The following is a 24,959-nucleotide window of genomic DNA, read 5'->3' on the forward strand; positions in this document are numbered from 1 at the left end:
TATTCTAGTCGTATCTGCAAAGCAGGGTCAAAAGGACCCCGGCAGGACCAGAGAAGGCCTTCACACAGGCAGGACCTCCCCGAGGCGCGCGAACGTAACCCCGCGCTCCAGCAAGCGAGGCAAAGCCCTCGCATAACCCTCTGCGGTTCCCGCGCCCGGCCTGTTGAAGTGCGAGATGACGATGTCTCCCGCCGCTGCCTTGGCCAGTTCTCCGGCGACGGTAGCCGGAGCAAAGGTGGCCCCGCCGTCGCCGTTTACCGTGAAGTTGACCGGCAGCATCCCGAGCCTGCGGGTCATGCTTGCAGCGACTTCGTCGTAGAACGCCGTTCCTGGCCGGAAGAAGCGCGGGGAAACACCGGTCAACTCAAGCATCAGGGCCTGGTTGCCCATCAGTTCCTCGTACACTGCGGCCGGGTTTGCCGTTCCAGCAATGCCGTAGGCGGACTTGCCATTAACTGACAAGGGCAGGTGGAGTGTGCCGTGGTTCGCGAGCTCGAACAGGGGGTCGGCGGCCAGTTCCGCGGCAAGTGACCTGTTCGCGGCAATCCAACGGCTGTTAATGAAAAGGGTGGCCGGGACGTTGAGGCTGCGAAGGGACTTCAGCAATTTGTGGTCACAGCCGGTTCCGCCGGGGCCGCCGCAGGCATCGAACGTGAGGGCCACATGCCGGGAGGCAGAATTGTTCACCACACCCGTAACGTGAAGCCCCCACTCCTGCGGCCGCAAGGGTCCAAATTCTGCCAGGATCTGCGGCTTGGCCGGGATTGCGGCTGGCGATGCGGAAGCGCTCGACGGCGGCACTGGAGTCTGGTCGCCTGTGTCGCCGCTGCCTCCCTCACCGCCGCCGGGTTTGGCCGCGAGGGCGGCAGCAGCCTGCTCGCTGGACAGCGCGGCGATGGAGGGCGGTGGCGTGGCAGGGCCGGCTCCTGGTCCGTTTGGTGGAATAACAGGGGCCGGCTGCCCTGGTCCAGCGGCGTCCGGGAGCGCCGTCCTCCCGTTGTCCGCGCAAGCCGCCAGGGCTGCAGTTGCCAGCCCCGCCATTCCAAGCAGCACTGAACGCCGGCCGGCCAACGGCCGCCGCTTGGAATCCCCCATGGATGTCCTTGTCTATTGAGTATTGGAGTTATTTGTGAAGGTGCTTCTTGCAGGAGCTTTTTCTAGAAGTGGGTGAGGCAGTGCGCCGGCCGTTCCACAGCGAAAAGCTGCTGGGCTGCGAACGCGGCACCTGGCTTGCATTCACTCATCCGCCCGGCAGCAGTGAGCGTCACTGGGGACACAGCACCAAGATAGATGGACGCGAGATCGGCGACATCCATGCAGAGATCGGGTTCCTGGCCGGATGCCTCAGTGACGGCCGCGGCAGCACCGCCGTCGGACTCCAACGCCCACGTGCCACCTGCCATACCAAGAGTATCCGAGACTTTCATGACGAGCTTTCCGGCAACCGGGTACCGGCGGGCGGACAGCGCAGCCGGAACGTCCAGGATCCGTAGCCACAACATGTCCCGCACGTCCGAGGAGTCGATGCATCTGGGATCTTCCAGGGCCCACGTCAACGGATCATCCACGGGAGCCTCGGCCCAGGTCACCTGGTCAATGAGATCGATGCTCCCAAGGAAGCGCCAGAGATCGAGATAAGCCGCATTGGTACCAGCAACGAGGTCCACAATTTCCATGGTGTAGGGCTTGGCATCCCAGCCCTTGAAACGATAGGAAACGTAGCCGTCCGGGGTCCCGGAGGCGTTGTAGTGAAGGGCGCTTCTGACAGCAGTGTCCGGCTTCCCGTCATGACCGATCGCTCCGGAAGCCAGCAAGCGATAGTACTCCTGGCGGTCCACTGAACCAGGAGTCGCCCGCTGGACGTGGCCGAAGACCTGCGGCGCAACGTCAAGGAGCACGGCCGGATCCGCCACCTCTACCGTTCCTGTTGCCAACCCCCTAAGGCGGAAACGGGGTCCCGTATCGACCTTGATGCTGCGTTCAAATGTAGCCACGCCAAAACCGAAGCGGCCGTAGATGGAACCCTCTGAGGCGGTGAGCGCTGCCATGGCGAGACCATCGTCCTTTGCGCCCGCAAGGTCAGCGGTGATCATGCCCCGGAGCAGCCCTTTGCGCCGGTGCGTTCCACGGACAGTCACGTTGGTCACCAGGTTTGATTCAAGTTGCCTGCCAAACCCGATGTTCAGGGATTTGCGCATGGTGCCGTACGTGGCCACCGGGACCTCCGCACCCAGAGCGTGCTCGGGAACGTCACCGTTGATGTACACCCCGGTCAATTCGCGGTGGTCCGCGCGGTAAGCCCCCAAGGTCTTGGCGATGTAGTCGTCGTCGCGCCTGTGCTGGTGGAAGCCGTGCGAGACTGCCTGGACCCATGCGGCACAGCGGGAGTAGGCAGGGTCCTCACGATCAGCTACTGCAGGGAATTGTTGAACCCTGTATTTTTCGGCATATTTCTCGGCGGAGTTCGTTTCGGAATAACTTTCATTGGGATCAGCCACGCCCCGAGCCTAGCCAGACGCCGGAGGGCGCGCCACCATCGAGGCGGCGCGCCCTCCGGCGAACCTTCGGAACTTACGGCGACTAGTGGCCGGCCTCGTACCAGCTGGAACCTACGCCGAGCTGAACGTCCAACGGGACTGACAGCTCAGCAGCAGACCCCATTTGCTCCACTACCAGTTTTTCGACGGCGTCGCGCTCTCCCGGTGCCACCTCGAGGACGAGTTCATCGTGGACCTGGAGAAGCATCCGCGATTTCAAGCCCTGGCTTGCAAGTTCGGCCGAAACGCCCAGCATTGCGCGCTTGATGAGATCGGCGGCGGAACCCTGGATGGGCGAGTTCAGGGCAATGCGCTCGGCTGCCTCGCGGGCCTGGCGATTGGTGCTGGTGAGGTCCGGGAGGTAACGGCGGCGACCTTCAATGGTGGCCGTGTAACCGTCCACCCTCGCCTGGTCCACAACGCCCCTGAGGTAGTCACGCACGCCGCCGAAGCGATCGAAGTAGTCCTTCATCAGCGTCCGGGCCTCGTCCACGGAAATCTCCAGCTGCTTTGAGAGGCCAAACGAGGTCAGCCCGTAAGCCAGGCCGTAGGACATGGCCTTCACCTTGGAACGCATCGCGCTGGTGACTTCGGCAGGAGGGACGTTAAAGATCCGCGAGCCCACGAAGCGGTGCAGGTCCTCGCCGTCCCTGTATGCCTGGATCAGTGCCTCGTCACCGGAGAGGTGGGCCATGATGCGCATTTCGATCTGTGAGTAGTCAGCGGACAGCAGGCATTCATACCCTTCGCTGACCACGAAGATCCCACGGACCCGGCGTCCTTCTTCGCTGCGGACCGGGATGTTCTGCAGGTTGGGGTTGTTCGAGGAGATCCGGCCCGTGGCAGCAATGTTCTGAGCGTAGGTGGTGTGAATACGTCCATCATCCGACACGGACTTCTTGAGTGTTTCCACCATCTGCGCGAGCTTGGACGATTCCCGGTGGGCCATCAGCTGCACCAGGAATTCATGGCCGGTCTTCTCCAGCAGGGCCTTCAAGGATGCCGCATCCGTGGTGTAGCCGGACTTGATTTTCTTGGTCTTCGGGAGGCCGAGTTCCTCAAAAAGGACGGTCTGGAGCTGCTTGGGTGAACCCAGGTTTACCTCGTGCCCGATCGCCGCGAAGGCCTGCTCCTGGGCATTCTCGATCACCTTGGTGAGGTCCGCAAGCTGCTCGTTCATGCGATCCATGGAGACGTAGATACCGGTCAGTTCCATCTGCGCCAGGACGCGGGACACCGGAAGCTCCAGCGTGGTCAGCAGGGCGTCGGCCTTGCGCTCGGCAAGTTCCTTCTCGAAGTGCTTGCTGAGGGCATGCACGACGGCGGCCTGCTGGACGAGCGCTGCAGCTGCTGCTTGGTCACTGCCTCCCATGAGGTCCAGTTCCAACTGCCCGGCCGATGCGGTCACAACGCCCAAGGAGATCTTGAGGTGGACCTGGGCGAGCTCAGGGAGATCGTAGCTGCGGCGGTCAGGCTGGATCAGGTATCCGGAAACCGACGTGTCATCAACCACGCCTTCCAGGCCCAGGCCACGGTTGTGCAGGGCCTTGAGGGCGGCCTTGAACTCGTGCACCACCTTGGCTTCTTCAGGGTCCCGGAGCCAGTTGGCCAGCACCGACTCGGCTGCTGAATCCAACTCCGTGAGGTCAATATAGGCAGCGCCATTGTTCCGGACCACAGCCAATGCGCTGGCATCCTCGCCTATACGGCCTTGGACCGGCTGGATGGCTATCGCGGAACGTGTGCCGGAACCGGCGCTGAAGAAGGCCTCCAGCCCAGCGGAGTCCTTGAGTGTGTCAAACTCGGGGGCTTCGATGGTGTCCGGGGCAGCACCGGTGGTGTCGTCGCCGTAGAGATCGAACAACCGGGCGCGCAGGGTACGGAATTCCAGCTCCTCGAACAGTTCCTCGATGGCCTGCCGGTCGGGGCGCGGCTCGTGGAGGTCCTCCAGCCTGACGGGCAGTTCGAGGTCTGTCAGCAGCTGGTTCAACCTCCGGTTCCGTTTGACGTTCTCAAGGTTCTCCTTGAGGGCCCCGCCCACCTTGCCACCGATGGCGTCCAGGTTCTCCAGGATGCCCTCCAGGCCACCGTAGAGGTTGATCCACTTGGCGGCAGTCTTTGGCCCCACGCCCGGTACGCCCGGAAGGTTGTCCGCGGATTCGCCCACCAAGGCTGCAAGGTCCGAATACAGGGCAGGCTTGACGAAGTACTTCTCTTCAATGGCGGCGGCATCCAGCTTGGGGATGTTGCTCACGCCCTGTTTGGGGTAGAGCACAAACACGTTGTCATTGATGAGCTGGAAGGAGTCCCTATCCCCCGAGACCAGGAGGACCTCAAAGCCGGCAGCGTCCGCCTGGGCAGCAAGGGTGGCCAGGATGTCGTCAGCCTCGTAGCCGGGCAGCGCAATGGTCTTGATACCCCATGCCTCCATGACCCTCGCGATCAGCGCGATCTGGCCTTGGAACTCCGCCGGCGTCGCGTTGCGGCCACCCTTGTACTCGCTGTACTCGGCCTTGCGGAACGTGGTGTCGTCAGAGACATCAAACGCGACGGCGACGTGCGTGGGCTTCTGGTCCTTGATCAGGTTGATCAGCATGGAGGTGAATCCGTGCACGGCGTTGGTGTACTGGCCTCTGGCAGTAGAGAAGTTTTCAGCAGGAAGGGCGTAGAAGGCCCGGAATGCCATGGAATGGCCATCCAGGACCAGCAACCTGGGCCGGCCCTCCCCCGTGGTGCTGGATGAAGCGGTGGAAGAGGGGGTGGGTGCTGTTGCAATGGCAGCAGCTTGGGCCGTTGGAACCTGGTCCGGTTTGGTTGTTTCACTCACAGGTGCCAGCCTAGTTGGCATGATGGACAATTTCACGCCGAACCGGTTTGTCGACGAACTCAACGAGGCAGGTGTGCCCGAAGAGTTCCATGATTGGCTTTCCGGGCACGGCGTTGGCTCACTTGTGGTGAAAATGGGTATTCGGTTTACCGAGCTCAGCGCCGAACGAACTGTGGCAACCATGCCGGTGGAAGGGAACACGCAGGTAGCCGGCATCCTTCACGGCGGAGCCCACGTGGTCCTCGCCGAAACCCTGGGTTCGTTTGCGGCATCGCTTCACGCCGGCAGGGGTCGGCACGCTGTGGGAATCGAAGTCGGAGCGACGCATCACCGCTCGATTGCCAGCGGAACGGTAACCGGCACGTGTACCGCCATCCACCTGGGCGGGACCTTGGCGACCCACGAGATCGTTATCACCGATGAAAAAGGCCGAAGGCTTTCAACTGCCCGGATTACCAACATGATCCGGAACAACCGCCACTGACGGAACAGTTACTGCGGCGGCATGCGGTAATGCAGTTCAGCCGCAGCCCCGCCAAGGATGCGCGAGGAGAGCAACTCAAGTGGTGCCGTCGGGCCTTTGAGCGGCAGCAGCCGCTTACCGGCGCCGAGTACAACGGGGATGATGGTGACGATCACCTCGTGGAGCAAACCGGCGTTGGCGAACTGGGCCACGAGGTCCCCGCCGCCCACCAGCCAGACGTTCTTGTCTCCGGCGTCGGCGAGGAGATCCGGTGCGAACTCGCTCACGTCCCCACGGACGAACGTGACGTTGGAACCGGCCGGAGCTGAATATTCATGATGCGTGAACACCCAACAGGGGGTGTCCGGGTACGGCCACTTGCCGGGCTCGTGCTCCATGAGCCAACGGTAGGTCTCGCCGCCCATCGCGATACAACCCACACCTGCGAAGAAGGACTCATAGCTGCCGCTCACGCCTTCAACCTGGTCGAATTGCAGGAGCCAGCCGAGATCGTCATCCTCAGAAGCAATGAAACCGTCAACGGTGGACGCCACGTAGTACTGGAAGATCGACATGGCCCCAGACTAGTCAGTTGGCGCTGGCGTTCCCATACTCCACACGGACGCTGCCATCATCGCGGAGTACCACCACCCTGCCCTGGGCAAGCGTCCATCCATCGTTGAGCAGGAAGATCCTTCCTCCGCTGACCACCAGCAGCCGCAGGCCCGTATATCGGTACAACGGCTCGGCGTCTGTACCAGCGGAGTCCTCATGGACGTTGGGCGCTGTCACGGCCAACCGCTCCTTGCTGTACACCACGGCTGTTGGCAGCAGGCTGGATCTTTCCTGGTAGTCGATGGCGGCGCCCCGCCCAAGGGCTTGCGCGTAATCGGAGGTTCCCCAGAACAGCAGCAGGGTGACCAGGACGAACACAAGGGATCTTTCGAGCGAGCGCGGACTGGTGGCGCGGAGTACTCGTTGGACGGGATCAGCGGCCCGGCGACGCACACTCAGCCCCCATGCCCCCACCAGCAGGCCGGCGGCGATGAGGAAGGGTGCATAGAGCAGGATCCGTCCCGGCTGGGTCACGATCGCCACCCACATCACCGCCGCGTAGGCGAAGCCAAGAACCAGGACCACCAGGGCGGCCCTTCGCAGGAGCGTCCGGTAGCGTGCGGCGCCCAGGAGCCGGGAAACGAGCCGGTCCACCATGAGCCACAACAACCCGATCACCACTAGCCAGGCCAACGGCTGAAAGAGCGACTGGATACTCCGCAGGATAAAGTCCTGCACGGTATAACCAAACAGGCTGACGTCCAGGCCCATGGCCTTCGCCTGGGCATCCGTCCGCGCCCAGCCGAAGTAGACCAACAACGCCGTGGCCACGGTCAGGGGCGGACCAATGACGGAGAGGACGTCCAGGGTCCGCTGCCAGCGGTTGTTGACCAGGCTCCGCTCATCGGCTATTTGGGACGCATCGGATTCTTGTGACGCAGCGGGTTCCTGGGCGACGCTCATGGAGTTGCCGTGGGGGACGCGCCAACAGAAGGAATGGCTGGCGGGGCGCTCTGCGTGGGTTCAGCGCTTGGCCGGGTTCCAGGGGTTTTGGGCGTTCCACCCGGGCCCGTGCTGGTCGGCGTGGAATCTTCATAGAAGAAGGTCACTGTTCCGCTGATGTCCACGGTGTCCGTAATGGAAATGCGGAGGGAGTCGCGGCCGTCGGCCGGCGGCATCCTCAGGTATAGCGTTTCGTAATCCCCTCCTCCGGCAACTATTTCGGGGGCTGCCGGGACGCCGTCGAACAGGATGTCCGCAACCCTGACGTAATAGCCATCCAGCCTGACGACAGTTCCGCCTGATCGGGGGCCGGAGGCACGTGCTGTGCCGGCCACTGGCCTCAGGTCGTTGTCTACCACCGTGAGGCCGCTCAAGTGCCGAGGGCAAGCTTCACCCGGGGCGGTCTCGGGCTTTAGTGGAACTCCCGGGTTGCTGCGGTGTTGGGCGATCGCAGAGGCTGACGTTGCTGCGACCGTGAACTCAAGACACTGGGTCTGCGGTATGCGCGGTGTTGCGGCAACGGCGTTCGAAGCCCGCTGCCAGTCCTGCTGGGTACCACTTTGCAGTGCCTTGCAGACAGCCGCGCCCGCCAGCCAGACCGCAGCGTCTTCCGCGCCTTCCAGGCTTTGGGCCAGGGCATCGCATTGGAATTGCTGCAGCAGAAGATAGCGTTGACCCGATGTGGGATCGTTGGGGCCTACTGGTCCAATGGGCACCCAGCGCACCACCGGCGCTTCTGCTTGTGGAGCTCCGGGCCCCGCCGGACCTGCGGGCTGCCCCGCGGTGGGATCGACGGCGGTGGGAACCGCTGGTGACGTGGCGGTGGTGACGGGCGGAGCCGGATTGGGGGAAGGATTACCTGGTGAGGCGGTGTTGGGAACGCAGGCAGAAAGTGCCAGCATCAGGACCGGAACCAGCGCCAGTCCGATGAGATGGCTTCGGGAATGGCACTTCATGACAGCCCCACATCTGCCGGATCACGACCACGCAGTGATGTAACTTCACTGCTGATTATTCTCCCGAACGGACTTTGCTGCCAGAGAGGGCGTTACTTTCCGAAGTAGGGCACGATCAGGTAGATGCCGAACAGCACAGCGAGCCCGCAGATGGCAAAGCATACGGCCGCCAGGGAGCGAACCAGTCCGGGCGACTTCTGCTGGGCGTCACCCGCAATTGCGGTGAGGCGTACTCCCAGGGAGTAAAGGACCACCAGAGTCACAGCAGCAACGAGCGTGACGCCGGCAACCTGAAGCAATTCCAGCCACTTCATCGCTGCACATCCTTGTTGTTGACGGACTTTCGGGATTTCTTTTTCTTGCTGAACTTGACCGCGTGGCCGGCTTCTTCGACTTCGACTGCATTGTGGTGGCCGACATGCGATTTACGCGATGCAACAAACATGAAGACGACGGCGGCGCTACCGACAACCGCGGCGATGACCACACCCACGACGCCGATGTTCACCAGGAGCGCGGTAAGTGCACCTACGATGGCCGACGCCGGCAGGGTAAACAGCCAACCCAAAGCGATCTTGCCGGCAGTGCCCCAACGCACGGACGTGCCCTTTCGGCCCAGGCCGGAGCCAATGACCGAGCCGGAGGCGACCTGCGTGGTGGAGAGCGCGAAGCCCAGATGGGAAGAAGCCAGGATGGCTGAGGCAGTGCTGGTCTCGGCCGAGAAGCCCTGCGCAGGCTTTACTTCGGTCAGGCCCGATCCCATGGTGCGGATGATGCGCCAGCCGCCGGCATAAGTACCGATGGCGATGGCCAAAGCACAAGCGGCCACAACCCAGAACTGTGGACCGGATCCCGGAGTCTGCGTACCTGCGGCGATGAGGACCAGGGTGATGATGCCCATGGTCTTCTGGGCATCGTTGGTGCCGTGAGCGAGGGCCACGAGGCTGGACGTGAAGATCTGGCCGGTCCGGAAACCGCCGCGTTTCTGCGTGAGCTTGTCCCCCGTTTCCGGGTCATGCCGGGAAGTCAGCGCATAGGCCAGCCGGGTACAAAGGTACGCCACGGCGCCTGCGATAAGTGGTGCAAAGACAGCCGGCAGGATCACCTTCTGCAGCACTGTTTCAAAGTTTATGGAGTGCACTCCGATACCCACCACGGCGGCGCCGATGAGGCCGCCGAACAGTGCGTGGGAGGAACTGGAAGGCAGGCCCTTGAGCCAGGTGACCATGTTCCAGAGGATTGCACCCATCAGGCCCGCAAAGATGATGTCCGGCGTGATGTGGATACCGTCCGAGCCTTCCCGGATGAGTCCGCCGGAAATGGTTTTTGCCACTTCAGTTGATAGGAATGCCCCAACAAGGTTGAGCACGGCAGCCAGGGCAACCGCCGTCTTGGGCTTGATCGCCCCCGTAGCGATAGGCGTGGCCATCGCATTGGCTGTGTCGTGAAAGCCGTTGGTGAAGTCAAAGAATAGGGCCAACGCTATGACAAGCGCGACCATGAAGGTGATTTCCACCTGTTGCCCAATCTGCAGAGTCGACGTTCAGGAGTTTCACTTCCCCATACCTGCCATGCACAGCATAGTTCAGCCATTGTTCAACTGACTGGACTTGCCGCACTCTATCCGGCGGGCTTGAAACCTTAAGAATCCTACGTGCCAACCACCGAGCCGACAAACATGTACCAGCACCTCGGTCAACCGAGGAAGGTCCGGACCGCGGCAAGATCGCTGCGGGAGAGTCCCTTGCGCGGATCCGGTGAGATGCAAAGCACACGGTCCTGGTGGTATTCGGCCCAGGAACGGGCGTCTGACTCCTGGCCAAGTTGGTCGTCCAGCCACACGAAGCGCTCAGCTCCCATCGCGGCCAGGTCCTTCTGGAGCGCCCCGAGTTTCCACCATTCCGGGCTTTGGTCCCACCCCTGGCTGGAAAGGACAGGCCAGTCCTCGCCCTTCAGTCCAATGGCAGGACAGAGGAACTCCGGGGCAAGGCGCTCCCACGTGGTGAGCCATACAAAGCGGGCGGAGGGATGAGCCGCGAGCTCGTTGAGTTCGGCCACTGCCTCGGGCGCGAACGCGACGTCAAGGATTCCGGCGTCGGCGATTTTCCATTCGCCGCCCCAATCAGTGACGCCTTGGGGTCCGAACGGGTTCACCACGCCGTCGACGTCCAAATATATGGACACCGGCATGTTGGAGGCCATGGCCGTCCTCCCTTCCCCCAGGTTCCGGTGTATCAAGCCCAGCGTACGGTACCGCGGAGAACTTCAGGGGAAGGAGGTGCCAATAAAATCATTCTCTTGACGTTCGTCATGGAAGTGATAATCTCGAAGGTATGGAAAAGCCCCCAGTCCATTCCCCCCAAAGTGTCCGCCACATAGAAGACTCAGTGCGCACCGATTTCCGGCATGCGATGTCCTATGGCGGCTATCTGGACCTGGACCACCTGCTCAACTCGCAGCATCCGCTCAGCCAGCCGGAGCACCACGACGAACTGCTGTTCATCATCCAGCACCAAACCAGTGAGCTATGGCTCAAACTGGTCCTTCACGAGCTCTTGGAAGCCCGCAGGCTTTTCGACCAGGACAACCTTGGCAAAGCCCTGAAATGCATCGCCCGCGTCAAAGCCATCCAGCGCACCATGACCGAACAGTGGTCGGTCCTGGGTACGCTCACGCCCCGCGAGTATGCGCAGTTCCGCGGCTTCCTGGGCAGTTCCTCAGGTTTCCAGTCCTACCAATACCGAGGCGTTGAATTCCTGCTGGGCAACAAGAACCGTGGCATGCTGCGGGTTTTCGAAAGCGACCCCGAGGCACATGCGCTGCTCAGCAGGCTTCTGGACGAGCCCACGTTGTACGACGCCTTCCTGGCGGTGCTCGCCCGCGCCGGATACGACATTCCGGCAGACATCCTTGAGCGTGACACCAGCGAGCCGTGGACCTTCCGCAAGGATCTGGTGCCCGTCTTCCAGAAGATCTACGAATCGGACGATACCCAGTGGGGACTGTACGAGGCGTGCGAAGACCTGGTGGACGTCGAAGACAACTTCCAGGCCTGGCGTTTCCGCCACCTGCGCACGGTCCAGCGGACCATCGGGTTCAAGGTAGGCACCGGCGGTTCCTCCGGTGTCGACTTCCTCAAACGTGCACTTGATCTCACCTTCTTCCCCGAGCTTTACGCGGTCCGCACTGAGATCGGCAACTAACAAACTTCCGGACACCACTCCCCAGGAGGGAACCATGACTACCGCCCAGCAGACCCAACGGCCAACGTCGGCCGAACTGGACGCCGCAGATCCGCTCGCCGCCCAGCGTGAGGCCTTCTACACGCCCGACGCCGGACAGCTCACCTCGTATCTGGACGGCAACTCCCTCGGGCGTCCCTTGAAAGCAACTGCTGCCAACCTGCAGTCGTTTGTCCAGGACGCCTGGGGCAGCCGGCTGATCCGCGGCTGGGACGAACAGTGGATGGATGAGCCTACGCGCGTGGGCGACCGCATCGGCGAAGTGACGCTTGGTGCGGCTCCCGGGCAGGTCACCGTGGGCGACTCCACCTCGGTCATGCTGTACAAGCTGATCCGGGCAGCGGTAGATGCCCAGCCGGGCCGTGACGAGATCATCATTGACCGGGACAACTTCCCCACGGACCGCTTCATCATCGAAGGTATCGCCAAGGAACGCGGGGCAAGCATCAAATGGATCGCCACCAACCCCGCAAGCGGCGTTCGTGCGGCGGACCTTGACGGGCTCCTTGGCGAGCGGACCGCCGTCGTGGTTCTTAGCCATGTGGCCTACCGCTCCGGGTTCCTGGCAGACGCGAAGGCAATCACCGGCAAGGTGCATGCCGCAGGTGCCCTCATGCTCTGGGACCTGTGCCATTCCGTAGGTTCCGTGCCGTTGGACCTTGATGCCTGGAACGTTGACCTGGCCGTCGGCTGCACCTACAAGTACCTCAACGGTGGTCCGGGCTCCCCCGCGTTCGCATATGTCAACGCCTCACGGCAAGACGTGCTCCAGCAGCCAATTTGGGGCTGGATGGGCGCGGACAATCCGTTCGGCATGACGGATTCGTACCGTCCCGCAGAGGGAATCCGCCGGTTCATCACGGGTACTCCTCCGGTTCTTGCCATGCAGCCGATCAAGGACATGGTGGAGCTGATCGCCTCTGTGGGCATGGATTCGGTCCGGGAGAAGTCGGTCAAACTCACGGAGTATGCGATTGCCCTGGCAGGCGAGCTCCTGGTTCCACTTGGAGTTCAGATCGTGAGCCCGCTTGACGCTGCCGAGCGCGGCTCCCACATCACTGTGGACCACCCGCTCTTTGCCGACGTCACAGCCAGGCTCTGGGAGAAGGGCGTCATCCCGGACTTCCGTCCCCCGCATGGCCTGCGCATCGGCCTGTCTCCCTTGAGCACGAGCTACGCCGAGGTTGAGCTGGGAGTGACCGCTATCCGCGACGCCCTCGCCGAACTGCTGTGAGTGCCGTTCTTGACGATATGGACTCCCGTCCCGGGAGCACCACATCGTTGCTGCGAACCGTCATCGGCTTGTACTTGCGGGAAGCGGGCGGTTGGATGTCGGCCAAGGACATCGTCGTCCTCATGGAGGCCCTTGGCACGTCCGGCACCGTGAGCCGGACCGCCCTGGGCCGCCTGCGGAAGAAGGACGTTGTCCTTCAGGAGACGCGCGACGGGATCCCCGGTTTCACGCTGACCGAAGGAGCCGCATCCATGCTGGCCCGCGGCGACCGCAGGATATACAACCCCATCAGCATGTCACCGTCCGATCCGTGGTGCCTCGTCTCCTTTTCGATTCCGGAGACGGAGCGCGAGAAGCGCCACCAGTTACGGCGCAGGCTCCACTGGATTGGTTGCGGGACTGTGGCCGCCGGCCTGTGGATCTGCCCGGATACCCTTCGCGGCGAGGTGGAGGAAATCCTCGCCGACCTCGAACTCCGAGGGATGGCCACCCTCTTCGTCACGCAAACCCCCTTGGTGGGCGGCACCCTCCAGGACGCTGCGTCCGCTTGGTGGGATTTGGACTCGGTGGCAGAGCTGCACAAGGATTTCATCCGCCAGCACGGCGCCGCAGTGCCTGGGCAGGAGGGCGCGGGCGTTGAGGCGACAGCACAGGCGTTCGCCACTTTTGTCCAGTGCATCGACCGCTGGCGGATCATCCCCTACCTGGACCCGGGGTTGCCGGCCACGTTCCTGCCCAAAGACTGGCCCGGGGCTGAAGGGACAGCGTTGTTCAAGCGGATAATGGACGCGTACGCACAACCCAGTGCCGAGTTCGTGCGCCGCACGCTTGGGAGCGACTTGGCGGTCGTTGCTCGCTGAGCGATTTGCCGGCAGCTGTTTTTAGATTGTGCGCTTTTAGACGGCGCTCTTGACCCTCGAGACGAACCGGAAGCGATCGCCGCGGAACGTGCTGCGCGTCCATTCGACAGGAACCCCCGCAGCATCCCGTGCCAGGCGGTGGACCACCAGCAACGGCGCCCCCATTTCGATTCCGAGCAGCCGGACGTCCTCCGGCCCAGCCAGTGCCGTCTCCACGGTGTCCTCGACGTCGGAGATGTGGATGCCGTACATGTCGGCCAGGGCTGCATAGAGCGAACCGGCCTTCTCGAGGTTTGCCTTGAACCGCGGCAGCTTGCCCGGGAGGTAGGCGATCTCGTGCGCCAGCGGTTCGCCGTCGATCAACCGGATTCGCTCAAGCCGGGTGACTACAGCGCCGTCGTCGAGCCCCAAATGCGCCGCGACGTCGATGTCTGCCTTTGCCATTGCCAGGGACAGGAGCTGCGAGTCAGGCCGCAGGCCTTGGCTCCTCGCGTCGTCGGAGAAGGACGTGAGCTGCCGCACGTGGGTGATCTTTGGCGGCGCCACAAAGGTGCCATGCCCTTGGATGCGGCCCAGCTTCCCTTCTGCAACGAGCTCGCTGATGGCTTGCCGCACGGTGGTGCGGGACGTCTTGTACTTCTCTGCGAGCGCCCGCTCCGTGGGAATGAGCGTGCCCGGCTGCTCTCCGGCGATCGAGGCTAGCAGCTCGGTCTTGAGGATGTAGTACTTGGGCATCGCCGGCGCGGCATCAGTGGACATATTGGACATCCTACTTGTAGACAACGCCATTGGTCTATGCCAATCTTGTGCAGGTTGGTCTAAACCAATTTTGAAGAAACTCCGCAAACCCCCCTACTTTTCCACAGATCCAAGGGACAAAGATGTCGATCCTGCAAGACCTACGGCAAACACCCAAGCTCGGGCTCCTGGTGGGCGGCGCCGCCGCCACCATCGGTGTGATTTACGGCTACGACATGTCCAACATTGCCGGCGCCCTGCTGTTCATCACCAAGCAATTCAGCCTCACCACATCCCAGCAGGAACTGGTGACCACCGCAGTGGTGGCCGGGGAAGTTCTTGGGGCGTTGGCAGGTGGCTGGCTATCCAATCGCGTGGGCAGGAAATTCTGCATGGTGGGCCTCGCGCTCGGCTACGCCCTCTTCGCGGTGCTCAGCGCACTGTCCAGCGATGTGCCGACGCTGCTCATCGCCCGCCTCCTGTTGGGCCTCACCATCGGTGTCTCCGTCGTAGTGGTTCCCGTGTTCGTTGCCGAGTCCGCGCCGGCGAAGGTCCGCGGCGCCCTCTTGGTGGCGTATCAAGTGGCCACAGTCTTCGGCATCATCGTCGGCTATCTGGCTGCCTACGCCCTTGCAGGCACGGGCTCCTGGCGGTGGATGCTTGGCCTCGCTGCGATCCCCGCAGTCATTGTCCTCGCCATAGTGATCAAGCTGCCGGATACTGCCCGGTGGTACATGATGCGAGGCAGGACTGCTGATGCCAGGCGAACTCTGTCCGCCATTGAGCCCCACGCGGACGTGGAAGCAGAATTGGCCGAGATGCAGCGGGCCATCAGCGAAGAACGCGGCGGCGGCCTCCGCGAGATGCTGCGCGTTCCTTACCTTCGGGCCACCGTGTTTGTGGTTGGCTTGGGCTTCTTCATCCAAATAACCGGCATCAATGCTGTGGTCTACTACAGCCCAAGGATCTTCGAAGCCATGGGCTTCAGCGGCAACGCAGCGCTCCTGCTGCTTCCCGCTGCAGTGCAGGTGGCCTCGCTCGTCGCTGTTTTCGTGTCCCTGGCCTTGGTGGACCGGCTGGGCCGCCGCCCGGTGCTGTTGACCGGCATCGGGATGATGGTGGTGGCCAACGTCCTGTTGGTAGGTGTTTTCATGGCCGGCCAGGACTTCGGCGGGCTGCTCACTGTCCTCGGCTTCCTTGGCGTCCTTCTTTTCACCGTGGGCTTCACGTTCGGGTTCGGTGCACTGGTGTGGGTATACGCCGGCGAGAGTTTCCCTTCCCGGCTCCGCTCGCTTGGTGCGAGCGCCATGCTGACCTCCGATCTGGTGGCCAATGTCCTGGTGGCAGCGTTCTTCCTGACCATGCTCCAGCGTTTGGGTGGTGCAGGCACCTTCGCAGTGTTCGGTGTTCTGGCTATCCTCGGCTTTATGTTTGTCCGCAAGTTCGCTCCCGAGACGAAGGGCCGCCCCTTGGAGGAAATACAGCAGTACTGGGAAAACGGTGGGAAGTGGCCGGAGGCTGACGCGGCCGGAAACATCCCCGCACAGGAAAACATCGAACCGGCGGTTGTCCGGTGACGCCGACGGTGTTGGGCCTTCATATTGGAGGTTCCAAGACACATGCTGTCCGTTCGGACCTTGGCTCGGACCCGGACCCGGGCCAGGGCCAGGGCCCGGAGACGAGCAGCGAGGCACCTCTTGAGATCACCGAGGCGAGCGCCAACCTGTCCTCAGTGGGTCATCAGGGAGCAGATGCCGTGCTGCGGCGGATCGCGGACGCCGTCGGTGATGGTGTTGAGGCGGTTTGCGCCGGTGCTGCAGGGGCGGATACTCCTGCCAGCAGGGCTGTCCTGAGTGCTTTGCTTACCGAGTATTTTCCCGGCGCCAGGATTGAGGTGGTCCATGACACCCGCATCGTCCTCGCCGCAGCAGACCTCGACGCCGGAGCGGTTCTGGTCGCAGGCACCGGATCGGTAGCTTGGGGCCGGACCCGGGAGGGACGGGAAGCGCGCAGCGGTGGCTACGGCTACTTGCTCGGGGATGAAGGCGGAGGGTACTCCGTGGTCCGTGACGCCGTCCGGGAGGCCTTGCGGGAGTACTATGCGGGACTGGGACCCGGCACGATGGTCAGCGCCCTTTTGGCCGCGACGGCGAGCGCGGACGCGCTGCAGCTTATGGATCTCTTCTATGCCAAGCCGGAGCCGGACCATTGGGCGGGCCTTGCCCCGCTGGTCCTGGATCTTGCGGTTGAAGGTGATCCTGCTGCGTTGCGGATTCAAGCCGAAGCCGCGCATTCCCTGGCCACGTTGGCCCGGCAAGTGCTGGGCGAGCTCGGATTGGACCTGCCATTGGTGATGGCTGGTGGCCTTCTGGTCAATCAGCAGCAGTTGGCCGGCGCTGTTGCCCGCAAGGTTGCCTTGGAGGATCCGTCGCTGATCAGGATCCAGAGCCAGGCCCCCGTGCACGGAGCCGTAAAGCTCGCACGGCAGTTGATCCAGCCCTGACTCCCAGAGATTTTGCCCCTTCGAACAACAGACAGGAACCATGATCATCACTCCTACCTCCCCAGACGTCTCGCACCATACTCCCGGCGTCAAGATGACCAACGAGATCGGCGAGCAGCCCCAGGTTCTTGCCGGACTCCTGGACTCGGGCCGCCACCAGTTCGTGGCTATGGCGGACATCATCAAGAAGGCGAGCCCACGGTTTGTCCTGCTCGCTGCCCGCGGCACGAGTGACCATGCGGCGTTGTACGCGAAGTACCTCATTGAAATCAGCTTGGGGCTGCCTGTTGGCCTCGCGTCGCCGTCGACCCTTACTGCCTATGGCGCCACGCCCCAACTGGAGGGCGTGCTGTGGTTGGCGGTTAGCCAGTCCGGCGGCTCGCCGGACCTGGTGGAGTCGACGGCGGCAGCGCGTCGTCTGGGCGCTCTTACTGTTGCGGTGACCAACTCTCCGGAATCCCCGCTGGCTGGGGCCGCGGAGCATCACCTGGATATTGGGGCGGGCAGCGAAACTGCGGTTGCCGCTACCAAGAGCTACACGGCGCAGCTCCTGGCCTTGTGGTTGTTGGTTGATGCGTGGCGTGGTGGGACGTTCGCGGACGCGGCGGGCCTTCCGGAGTGGGCCGCTTCCGTCCTTGCCGACGACGCCGTGCTGGAGGTCGCTGGTGGTTACCGCTTTGCCGATCGCATTATCACCACGGGTCGTGGCTATTCCTACCCCACGGCGAGGGAGGGTGCCTTGAAGCTCATGGAAACCTCCTACCTTCCTGCCCAGGCATTCTCTGGCGCGGACCTCCTGCACGGGCCGTTCGCGATGATCGACTCCCAGCACCCTGTGATTGCCGTTGTGCCGGAGGGAATCGGAGGTAAGGCCATGCGCCCTGTCCTGGAGAGGCTCGCAGGCCGTGCAGCGCACGTGTGTGTGGTGGGCGATCCCTCTGCCGCCCTTCCAGGTAGTTTGGTCCTTCCAGTGCCTACGGGCGTGCCCGAGGAGCTTTCTCCTATCCTGCAGATCCTGCCCCTCCAGCGACTGGCCCTGCAGTTGTCGGTGGAGCGCGGCAATGATCCCGACGCACCGCGCGGCCTGCTGAAGGTCACCGAAACCTGGTAGGCGCAGCAATCTGGTGCCCACATATGCGTGGCTGGATGTGCAGGCCGCATCCAGCCACGCGGACCGATGATGCGTTCAGGTAACGGGAGTAGTCTGGATTCATGCCTCTCACGCGTGGTGGTCGGTAGCAATGGCGCGGGCCCGGCAGCGGTGGCTGCCAGCTCTCCTGATTCCCCTTGCACTGGCACTGGCGGCGCTTATTGGCTCCGTGCAGGCCGGCGCAACTGTCTCCCTGCCGCCCAAAACGGCCGACGAGATCCTGGCGATGATAGCCCGTACCGAGGTGCGCGCTTTATCCGGCACAGTGGTGCAAACTGCGGAGTTGGGGCTGCCTGAGGTTCCAACTGCTGGCCCGGGAATCGGGCCCGGAGCCACGTCTGCACTTGAGCTGCTCACGGGTTCGCACACAGCGCGGGTGTACGTGGGCGGCCCTTCCAAGGCCAGGTTGCAGATCATGGACCGGATGGCCGAACGTGACTTTGTGGTCAATGGAGGCGATGCCTGGTTCTACAACTCCGCTGACAACAGCGCGACGCACCTGAGCGTCCCTGTGCCTTCATTGGCCGAGCGGAAGGAATTCCTTCCAAGTGAAACAACCCGTCCTGGCATGCCCACTCCCGAGGCAATGGCCAGTCATTTCCTGTCAGCCATTGATTCCAGCACTGAGGTAACAGTGGGCGAAGCTTCCACTGTGGCGGGTCGCAGCGCGTACCGGCTAAGCCTCCTGCCGCGCAGTGACGGAACTTTGGTTGATTCGGTATCGATCGACGTCGACTCCGAAACCGGTTTGCCGCTGGGCGTCGAGGTCCGTGCGAAGGGCCAGCCGGAGCCCGCGTACTCACTTGCCTATACCGACGTAAACTTCTCCACACCTGACGCGGCCTTGTTTAACTTCACTCCTCCGGCCGGTGCAACTGTCACGGAGAAGCCGGTTCCCATGAAGCCGTTGCCGCCCGCGATGGAAGATCCTGCCGTCCCAGCTCCGGATGTTCCCGTCCCAGCCCCCAGTGCGCCTGCCCCGGATGGTTCTGCCCCTGCTCCGAATGACTCTGCTCCGGCACCGGACGCTGTTGTTCCAACACCTGAGGGGTCAGCCACTCCCATGCTCCCCCACCCCAGCCCTTCAGTGACCGGCGAAGGGTGGGCCACCGTGATCGGTTTACCCGCTGGCACGGCGCCCGCCGAACTCACATCCAACCCGCAACTCGCCCAGGCCCTGCAACCCGTAAGTGGCGGACGGGCGTTGACTACCTCCCTGGTGAGCGTTCTCATTCTCGACGACGGCCGCGTGTTTGCGGGATTGGTGCCTTTGGACCGGCTGGAATCAGCCGCGACGGCGCAATGATCGGTGCATAGTGATCGGTGCACAACGGACGGTCAACCTGTGAACGGCGCCCTACGATCGGCGCCCAATGATCGGCACCCTATGATTGGCGCCCTGTGACGGAGATCCGTGAAGCCGCTCCTGGCTCCCAACCGATTGACCTTGCCATAGAAACCCATGGCCTCGTGAAGCGCTTTGGGCACCGTTCCGCGGTGGACGGCATTGATCTTGCGGTCCCCCGTGGTGCGGTCTTCGGCTTCCTGGGGCCCAATGGTTCGGGAAAGACCACCACCATCCGGGTTTTGCTGGGCCTGGCTTCAGCGAACCGTGGCGAAATACGGGTTCTGGGCAGGGAGATGCCGCAGCAGTTGGCTTCGGTGTTGCCCGAGGTGGGCGCGCTGGTGGAGGGGCCAGGCTTCTATCCGTTTCTTTCCGGAGCGGCCAACCTCCTGCGGCTGGACTCCGCGGACCGCCATGCATCCTCTTCCACCCGACGCCAGCGGGTCGACGAGGCGTTGGACCGCGTTGGGCTGAGCCACGCCGCGGGGAAGAAAGTACGTGCCTACTCACTCGGCATGAAACAGCGCCTCGGGCTTGCCAACGCCATGCTCCGGCCGCGGGAACTGCTGGTGCTCGACGAACCAACCAACGGACTGGACCCTCAAGGCACCCGGGAGGTACGCAGCCTGGTGCGCTCCCTTGCCGCCGGCGGGACCACCGTCTTCGTTTCCAGCCACCTCCTGGCCGAGGTGGAACAGATGTGCACCCATGTGGGGGTCATGAGTGCCGGACGGCTGGTGGCCCAAGGACCGCTGGATGAACTGCGGTCTGCCGGGCAAGCGCACGTCCTGGTGCGAACGCCCGACGTCGAACGTGCCGCCCGTGTCCTGGCCCGCCTGGGTCTGGTACCCGGCGAACCGCCTGGCCACGGTGTGATCCAAGGAAGCGGACTTGACGGCGTTGAGCCTGAAGAGATCGTTGCCGCCTTGGTGGCCGACGGCGTCCGGGTCAGGGGTTTCACTGTCGAGAATGCAAGCCTGGAGGAGCGGTTCGTGTCCCTGACCGGAGAGGGGTTCGACGTTGTCGGCTGAAACGGGTGACAGTGTTGAGACTGCTGGAAGGGCTGGAACGACTGGTACTTCGAAAGACAGCGCTGTCCGTCCCGGGATGGGGTGGGCGTTGCTTGGCTCGGAATTATCCGTGCTGTTTCGTCGCCTCCGGACCTGGGCCATGCTGGTGGCCCTCGCCGCAGTTCCCATCCTGATCGCGCTTGCCGTCAAGCTCTCGTCCCGGCCCGCGACACCGGGCCGAGGGCCACTATTTTTGGATCGCATCACCCAGAACGGCCTCTTTGTTGCTGTGACAGCCTTGGTTGTTTGTGTCCCTCTGTTCCTCCCCCTCACCATCGGTGTGGTGGCAGGAGACACCTTCGCCGGAGAGGCCAACCTCGGAACCTTGCGCTATCTTCTCCTGGCACCGGCCGGGCGTATCCGCCTGCTCCTGGTCAAGTACGCCGGGGCCGTCGCTTTCTGCTGTGCTGCTACGGCCACCGTCGCAGCGGCAGGTGCCTTGGCCGGCGTGGTGTTCTTCCCCATCGGTCCTGTGACGCTACTCTCCGGCGACACGATCGGGGTAGGCGAGTCCGTACTGAGGTCGTTGCTGATCGCTGCCTACATCACGGTCTCACTCCTGGGCTTGTCCGCGATCGGGCTGCTCATCTCCACTTTCACGGACGTGCCCGTGGGGGCGATGGCCGCCACCATCGTCCTCTCGGTGGTGTCGCAAGTACTGGACAACCTGCCACAACTGGAGTGGCTGCATCCCTGGTTGTTCAGCCACCACTGGCTGGGCTTCGCCGACCTCTTGCGGCAACCGGTCTCCTGGACATCGTTTGGCGAAAACGCGCTGCTCCAAGCCGGCTACATTGCCGTCTGCGGCGCGCTGGCCTACGGGAAGTTCTCCACCAAAGACATCCTGTCCTAGCTTTGCCGTAGGCTCTCTCCATGGCCAGATTCTTTGACGTCCACCCTGAAGATCCCCAACCACGTGCCATCAGCCAAGTGGTTAACATGCTGCAAAGCGGCGGGCTGATCGCCTACCCCACCGACTCCTGCTACGCACTGGGTGCCCAGATCGGAAACAGGGAAGCATTGGATCGCATCAGGACCATCCGGCATCTGGACGACAAACACCACTTCACCCTGGTCTGCAAGGATTTTGCCCAAATGGGGCAGTTCGTGATGATCGATAACGACGTCTTCCGCAGCATCAAAGCCGTCACCCCGGGCAGCTACACTTTCATCCTCCCGGCAACCCGCGAGGTTCCCAAGCGCCTGCTCCACCCGAAGAAGAAGACAGTGGGCGTGCGCATTCCGGATCACAAAGTAGTCCAGGCGCTCCTTGCGGAGCTGGGCGAACCGTTGCTTTCCAGCACCCTCCTGCTGCCTGACCAGGAGGAGCCCCTGACCCAAGGCTGGGAAATCAAGGAACGGCTGGACAACGAAGTAGACGCAGTGATCGATTCCGGCGATACCGGTTCCGAGCCCACCACAGTGATCGACTTCTCCAGCGGCGCGGCAGAAGTAGTTCGCCGCGGAACGGGCGATCCTTCGCGGTTCGAATAGGGCCTTTAGTGTCCCCGGTGCAACGTTGTCCTAAGTTCAGCGGAACTGGAAACGGCAACTGGCGTTTAACGCAACCTGGGCGAGTCCTGTCAGTTCCAAAGCGATGGCCGAGGGCCGCGTAGACAGCGGCAGCGGCGGGTAGGCCAAGGAAATGGTGAGCTGACGGTTCCCATCAGCGCTGCTGATTGAGATGGTGCCAAAGCCAGGTACGTCACCTGAATGTCCGTAATAGAAACCGTTGGTGCAACTGTCCTTCCAGTGGTCCAGGCCGAGTCCGTAATCGGCGAAAACCGAACCCTTCATCTCCACGAGGCTGTCCGGTAACAGCAGCCGTCCCTTGAGCAACGCGGCGTAGAAGGCGTTGATGTCGGCCACGCTGGCGACCACGCCCTCCGAAGCCGGGCCACCTTGCTGCGCCGAATGCGTGACGTCCACTGTTTCACCCCCCACCACTGCATAACCATGGACCAGGGGGTCAGGAAGGGGGCCTTCATCCAGCACCATGGTTGAGTGCAAATTCAAAGGATCCAGGATCTCGGTCCGCAGCACCGCCGCCAGTGGAGCGCCGCGGAGCCGCTCCACCAAGAAGCCAAGGACTGCATAATCCGAAAGTCCGGTGGCATAGGGAATCCCTGTGGTGTGGCCCAGCAAGTGCCGGACTGTCACCCGTGCTGGCTCTGGTGGCAGGAGGACTTCGATCCCCGGCAGGTATTTTGCGATCGAATCGTCAAGTACCAGCCGGCCTTCTTCCACCAGCTTCAGCACGGAAACTGCCACCATGGTCCGCGTGAGGCCGCCCACCCGGATGGGATCACCCGGTTGGACGGGGTCGCCGCCCTCAAGGCTCCTGACGCCTGCCGCATGCGTCCACACTTGCTGGCCGGCTTTGGCCTCTATCAGCACCGCTGGCGCACCGTTCTGGAGCATCTCGCGGCTAAAGAGCTCCAAAGTTGCCTGCAGCTCGCGAAAGGCGGGTGTTACCGGTGGTGAGGGTGATGGCGCCGTGGAGGGCGGCGCGGGCACCATGGGAGGGACCGCCGTCGAGCTTGTCACCGGTCCCGGTGGAAGCGGGTTGGGCTGCGGTTCGTCCGTGCAGCCAGCGAGGAACAGGCCGCACACAAGCGCTGCGGTCAAAATGCCCCTGCGTGAACCTGGATGCACACCTGCTCCTGCGGTTACTCCTCCTGCTTGCGGGCCCGGCTCGGCTGCACCCGCATGGGCTCGCCCGGCATCTTGGGAAACTCCGGTGGGAACGGCATTTCGCCTTGGCCGTTCTTGACGTCGCGCTCCCACCATTGCAGAAGGACGTCGATGTCTCCGGGCTTCTCATGCATAGTGGCCCAAGGGTCGCCCGTTGTCTTCAGCCGGTCCGGGACTGTGGTGATGGTGTAATTGGCCGGATCTGCATTCTCCAGCTCTTCCCACGCCAACGGGCACGATACCTGTGCATTTGGCACGGCACGCGGGCTGTATGCACCGGCAATCGTCCGGTCCCGGTTGGCCTGGTTGAAGTCCACGAAGATCCTGGTCCCGCGTTCTTCTTTCCACCATGCGGTGGTGACCTTCTCCGGCATCCGTCGCTCCAACTCCCGGCCCGCAGCGATCACCGCGTGGCGCACTTCCAGGAACTCATGCTTGGGGTGGATGGGGGCGTACACATGCAGTCCCCGGTTGCCCGAGGTCTTGATGAAGGCCGTCAACCCGGCTTCGTCCAACAATGCCCGGAGTTCCTGCGCAGCCGGTATGGCGTCGCCAAAGTCGGTTCCAGGCTGGGGATCGAGATCGATACGCAGCTGGTCCGGATTGTCGGGATCGTTGGCACGGGAAGCCCACGGGTGGAAAACGACCGTGTTCATTTGCGCTGCCCACACCGCGGCCGCGGGTTCGTCGATCACCAACTGCGGATGGGTCCGGGCACTCGGATAGGTCACCATGACCGAGCGGACATACTCCGGCGCACCCTTGGGAGGGTTCTTGGAGAAGAACATCTCGCCCTCGATGTTGCCCGAGTACCGCTGGAGACTGACGGGCCGGTTGCCGTTGGCCGCCACAAAAGCATCGCCCACATCCACCAAATAGTTGGCCAGGTCCAGTTTCGTCAGCCCGGCCTCAGGCCACATGACGCGGCTTGGACTTGAAATCCGGACTTCGCGGGGGCCCTCGGGACCGGGCACGGAGACTGTTGCTGATTCGCTCGCCATGGCCACAAGCTACCCCGTCCAGGGCGTTCCCGTCAGCATCCCGCGTTCCTTTTTTCGGGCGACGCGAAGTAGTGCCTGACAGCTCCAAGGCCAAACTGCACCATGATGGATACATGCCAAACACTGAAACCGCCCTGACTGTTGCCGTGGGAGACACCAAGGTATCGGCAATCCACGTTCGTCCGGAGAAGTCGTTCGCCACCCTCGTAGTTGCCCATGGCGCCGGAGCAGGAAAGGAACACCCCTTCCTGCAGGGATTTGCCGATGCGATGGCGGAGGAAGGCGTCAGTACGCTGCGCTTCAATTTTCCGTACCGGGAAGCGGGGCGACGGTTCCCCGACCGTCCGCCGGCAGCCATCGCCACGTGGCGGGCCGTCATGGAAAAGGCCGAGGAGCTCGCAGGCGATGAACCGTTGTGGGCAGGGGGAAAATCTTTTGGGGGTCGGATGGCATCCATGGCCGTGGCTGAGGGAATGCCCACGAGTGGCCTGGTGTACCTTGGGTATCCCCTCCATGCTCCGGGCAAGCCGGAGAAGCTCCGCGATGAACACCTCTACGGGATAACCGTGCCCATGCTCTTCCTCCAGGGCACCCGCGATACGTTCGCGACGCCGGAACTTCTGGAGTCTGTGGTGGCCAGGATTGGCCCGACGGCGACTCTCCAGTGGAGCGAAAATGCCGACCATTCGTTCGTGGTCAAGGGCCTCAAGCGCAGTGCCGCCGAGATAGGTGCCTCGCTTGCACCCGCGGTAGCGGGGTTCATCAGGGACAACAGTTGAGGA

At 63.0% G+C, this 24,959-nt stretch carries 24 protein-coding genes; 12 read left to right on the plus strand and 12 right to left on the minus strand.

Annotated elements, in window-relative coordinates; translation table 11 throughout:
- Positions 1 to 60: 60 nt before the first annotated feature.
- The 3 genes from ABIE18_RS08400 to polA form a co-directional block, all read right to left on the minus strand.
- Positions 61 to 1,095, minus strand: coding sequence for a polysaccharide deacetylase family protein (locus ABIE18_RS08400; protein ID WP_499722223.1), 1,035 nt, complete (start codon positions 1,093 to 1,095; stop codon positions 61 to 63).
- Between the two features lie 62 nt (positions 1,096 to 1,157).
- Complete coding sequence (locus ABIE18_RS08405; RefSeq protein WP_499722225.1) at positions 1,158 to 2,498, minus strand: GNAT family N-acetyltransferase; 1,341 nt, start codon at positions 2,496 to 2,498, stop codon at positions 1,158 to 1,160.
- An 82-nt stretch (positions 2,499 to 2,580) separates the two neighbouring features.
- Positions 2,581 to 5,223 carry a DNA polymerase I gene (gene polA / locus ABIE18_RS08410; RefSeq protein ID WP_499722272.1) on the minus strand — a complete coding sequence of 881 codons (2,643 nt, stop codon included), beginning with the start codon at positions 5,221 to 5,223 and terminating at the stop codon, positions 2,581 to 2,583.
- 160 nt (positions 5,224 to 5,383) lie between these two features.
- Between polA and ABIE18_RS08415 the strand changes: the two genes are divergently transcribed.
- Positions 5,384 to 5,848, plus strand: a complete 465-nt coding sequence (locus ABIE18_RS08415; protein WP_223932901.1) for a hotdog fold thioesterase — start codon at positions 5,384 to 5,386, stop codon at positions 5,846 to 5,848.
- An 8-nt stretch (positions 5,849 to 5,856) separates the two neighbouring features.
- On the opposite strand, the gene ABIE18_RS08420 is transcribed toward ABIE18_RS08415, so the two are convergent.
- From ABIE18_RS08420 to ABIE18_RS08445, 6 genes are all read right to left on the minus strand, one after another.
- On the minus strand, positions 5,857 to 6,402 hold the full coding sequence (locus ABIE18_RS08420; RefSeq protein WP_499722226.1) for a dihydrofolate reductase family protein: 546 nt from the start codon (positions 6,400 to 6,402) through the stop codon (positions 5,857 to 5,859).
- Positions 6,403 to 6,415: 13 nt separating this feature from the next.
- Positions 6,416 to 7,345: a hypothetical protein gene (locus ABIE18_RS08425; RefSeq protein WP_499722227.1), complete on the minus strand. Its 930-nt coding sequence runs from the start codon at positions 7,343 to 7,345 to the stop codon at positions 6,416 to 6,418.
- Complete coding sequence (locus ABIE18_RS08430; protein WP_499722228.1) at positions 7,342 to 8,340, minus strand: hypothetical protein; 999 nt, start codon at positions 8,338 to 8,340, stop codon at positions 7,342 to 7,344. The genes ABIE18_RS08425 and ABIE18_RS08430 overlap by 4 nt, the downstream gene beginning before the upstream one ends.
- Before the next feature lie 92 nt (positions 8,341 to 8,432).
- Positions 8,433 to 8,654, minus strand: coding sequence for a hypothetical protein (locus ABIE18_RS08435; RefSeq protein WP_499722229.1), 222 nt, complete (start codon positions 8,652 to 8,654; stop codon positions 8,433 to 8,435).
- Positions 8,651 to 9,856 (minus strand): inorganic phosphate transporter, encoded by a 1,206-nt coding sequence (locus ABIE18_RS08440; protein ID WP_499722230.1) that lies wholly within the window; start codon positions 9,854 to 9,856, stop codon positions 8,651 to 8,653. Before ABIE18_RS08440 ends, ABIE18_RS08435 begins: the two co-directional genes overlap by 4 nt.
- Positions 9,857 to 10,035: 179 nt before the next feature.
- Positions 10,036 to 10,542, minus strand: a complete 507-nt coding sequence (locus ABIE18_RS08445; protein WP_431115178.1) for an HAD domain-containing protein — start codon at positions 10,540 to 10,542, stop codon at positions 10,036 to 10,038.
- Between the two features lie 131 nt (positions 10,543 to 10,673).
- On the opposite strand from ABIE18_RS08445, the gene kynA reads away from it, so the two are divergent.
- Genes kynA through ABIE18_RS08460 form a run of 3 tightly spaced genes read left to right on the plus strand, consistent with a single transcriptional unit; the run spans position 10,674 to position 13,676 of the window.
- Positions 10,674 to 11,543, plus strand: coding sequence for a tryptophan 2,3-dioxygenase (gene kynA, locus ABIE18_RS08450; protein ID WP_499722231.1), 870 nt, complete (start codon positions 10,674 to 10,676; stop codon positions 11,541 to 11,543).
- 34 nt (positions 11,544 to 11,577) lie between these two features.
- Complete coding sequence (locus ABIE18_RS08455) at positions 11,578 to 12,816, plus strand: kynureninase (RefSeq protein WP_499722232.1); 1,239 nt, start codon at positions 11,578 to 11,580, stop codon at positions 12,814 to 12,816.
- Positions 12,813 to 13,676, plus strand: a complete 864-nt coding sequence (locus ABIE18_RS08460) for a PaaX family transcriptional regulator (RefSeq protein WP_499722234.1) — start codon at positions 12,813 to 12,815, stop codon at positions 13,674 to 13,676. The genes ABIE18_RS08455 and ABIE18_RS08460 overlap by 4 nt, the downstream gene beginning before the upstream one ends.
- Before the next feature lie 36 nt (positions 13,677 to 13,712).
- Here the strand turns inward: ABIE18_RS08460 and ABIE18_RS08465 are convergent, their stop codons facing one another.
- A complete protein-coding gene (locus ABIE18_RS08465; protein WP_499722236.1) occupies positions 13,713 to 14,444 on the minus strand; it encodes a GntR family transcriptional regulator in 732 nt (243 codons plus the stop codon).
- Positions 14,445 to 14,557: 113 nt separating this feature from the next.
- Here ABIE18_RS08465 and ABIE18_RS08470 point away from each other — a divergent pair, with 113 nt between their 5' ends.
- The 7 genes from ABIE18_RS08470 (at position 14,558) to ABIE18_RS08500 (ending at position 21,976) form a co-directional block, all read left to right on the plus strand.
- Complete coding sequence (locus tag ABIE18_RS08470) at positions 14,558 to 15,991, plus strand: sugar porter family MFS transporter (protein ID WP_499722237.1); 1,434 nt, start codon at positions 14,558 to 14,560, stop codon at positions 15,989 to 15,991.
- Entirely contained in the window at positions 15,988 to 16,917 is a 930-nt protein-coding gene (locus tag ABIE18_RS08475; RefSeq protein WP_499722239.1) for an N-acetylglucosamine kinase, read from the plus strand. The genes ABIE18_RS08470 and ABIE18_RS08475 overlap by 4 nt, the downstream gene beginning before the upstream one ends.
- 40 nt (positions 16,918 to 16,957) lie before the next feature.
- Positions 16,958 to 18,028, plus strand: a complete 1,071-nt coding sequence (locus ABIE18_RS08480) for an SIS domain-containing protein (RefSeq protein ID WP_499722241.1) — start codon at positions 16,958 to 16,960, stop codon at positions 18,026 to 18,028.
- Between the two features lie 130 nt (positions 18,029 to 18,158).
- Positions 18,159 to 19,373, plus strand: a complete 1,215-nt coding sequence (locus ABIE18_RS08485) for a LolA family protein (RefSeq protein WP_499722243.1) — start codon at positions 18,159 to 18,161, stop codon at positions 19,371 to 19,373.
- A gap of 95 nt (positions 19,374 to 19,468) precedes the next feature.
- On the plus strand, positions 19,469 to 20,443 hold the full coding sequence (locus tag ABIE18_RS08490) for an ABC transporter ATP-binding protein (protein WP_499722244.1): 975 nt from the start codon (positions 19,469 to 19,471) through the stop codon (positions 20,441 to 20,443).
- Positions 20,444 to 20,519: 76 nt separating this feature from the next.
- On the plus strand, positions 20,520 to 21,335 hold the full coding sequence (locus tag ABIE18_RS08495; protein ID WP_499722245.1) for an ABC transporter permease: 816 nt from the start codon (positions 20,520 to 20,522) through the stop codon (positions 21,333 to 21,335).
- A 20-nt stretch (positions 21,336 to 21,355) separates the two neighbouring features.
- On the plus strand, positions 21,356 to 21,976 hold the full coding sequence (locus tag ABIE18_RS08500; protein WP_499722246.1) for an L-threonylcarbamoyladenylate synthase: 621 nt from the start codon (positions 21,356 to 21,358) through the stop codon (positions 21,974 to 21,976).
- Positions 21,977 to 22,012: 36 nt separating this feature from the next.
- Here ABIE18_RS08500 and ABIE18_RS08505 read toward each other — a convergent pair whose 3' ends face one another.
- Positions 22,013 to 23,137, minus strand: coding sequence for a serine hydrolase domain-containing protein (locus ABIE18_RS08505; protein ID WP_499722247.1), 1,125 nt, complete (start codon positions 23,135 to 23,137; stop codon positions 22,013 to 22,015).
- Positions 23,138 to 23,151: 14 nt separating this feature from the next.
- Positions 23,152 to 24,177 (minus strand): non-homologous end-joining DNA ligase, encoded by a 1,026-nt coding sequence (gene ligD / locus ABIE18_RS08510; protein ID WP_499722248.1) that lies wholly within the window; start codon positions 24,175 to 24,177, stop codon positions 23,152 to 23,154.
- A 113-nt stretch (positions 24,178 to 24,290) separates the two neighbouring features.
- Here ligD and ABIE18_RS08515 point away from each other — a divergent pair, with 113 nt between their 5' ends.
- Positions 24,291 to 24,956 (plus strand): alpha/beta hydrolase family protein, encoded by a 666-nt coding sequence (locus ABIE18_RS08515; RefSeq protein WP_477515574.1) that lies wholly within the window; start codon positions 24,291 to 24,293, stop codon positions 24,954 to 24,956.
- Positions 24,957 to 24,959: the final 3 nt, after the last annotated feature.

It is taken from the genome of Arthrobacter sp. 2762 (genome assembly GCF_040548745.1).
Classification (GTDB): Bacteria; Actinomycetota; Actinomycetes; order Actinomycetales; family Micrococcaceae; genus Arthrobacter.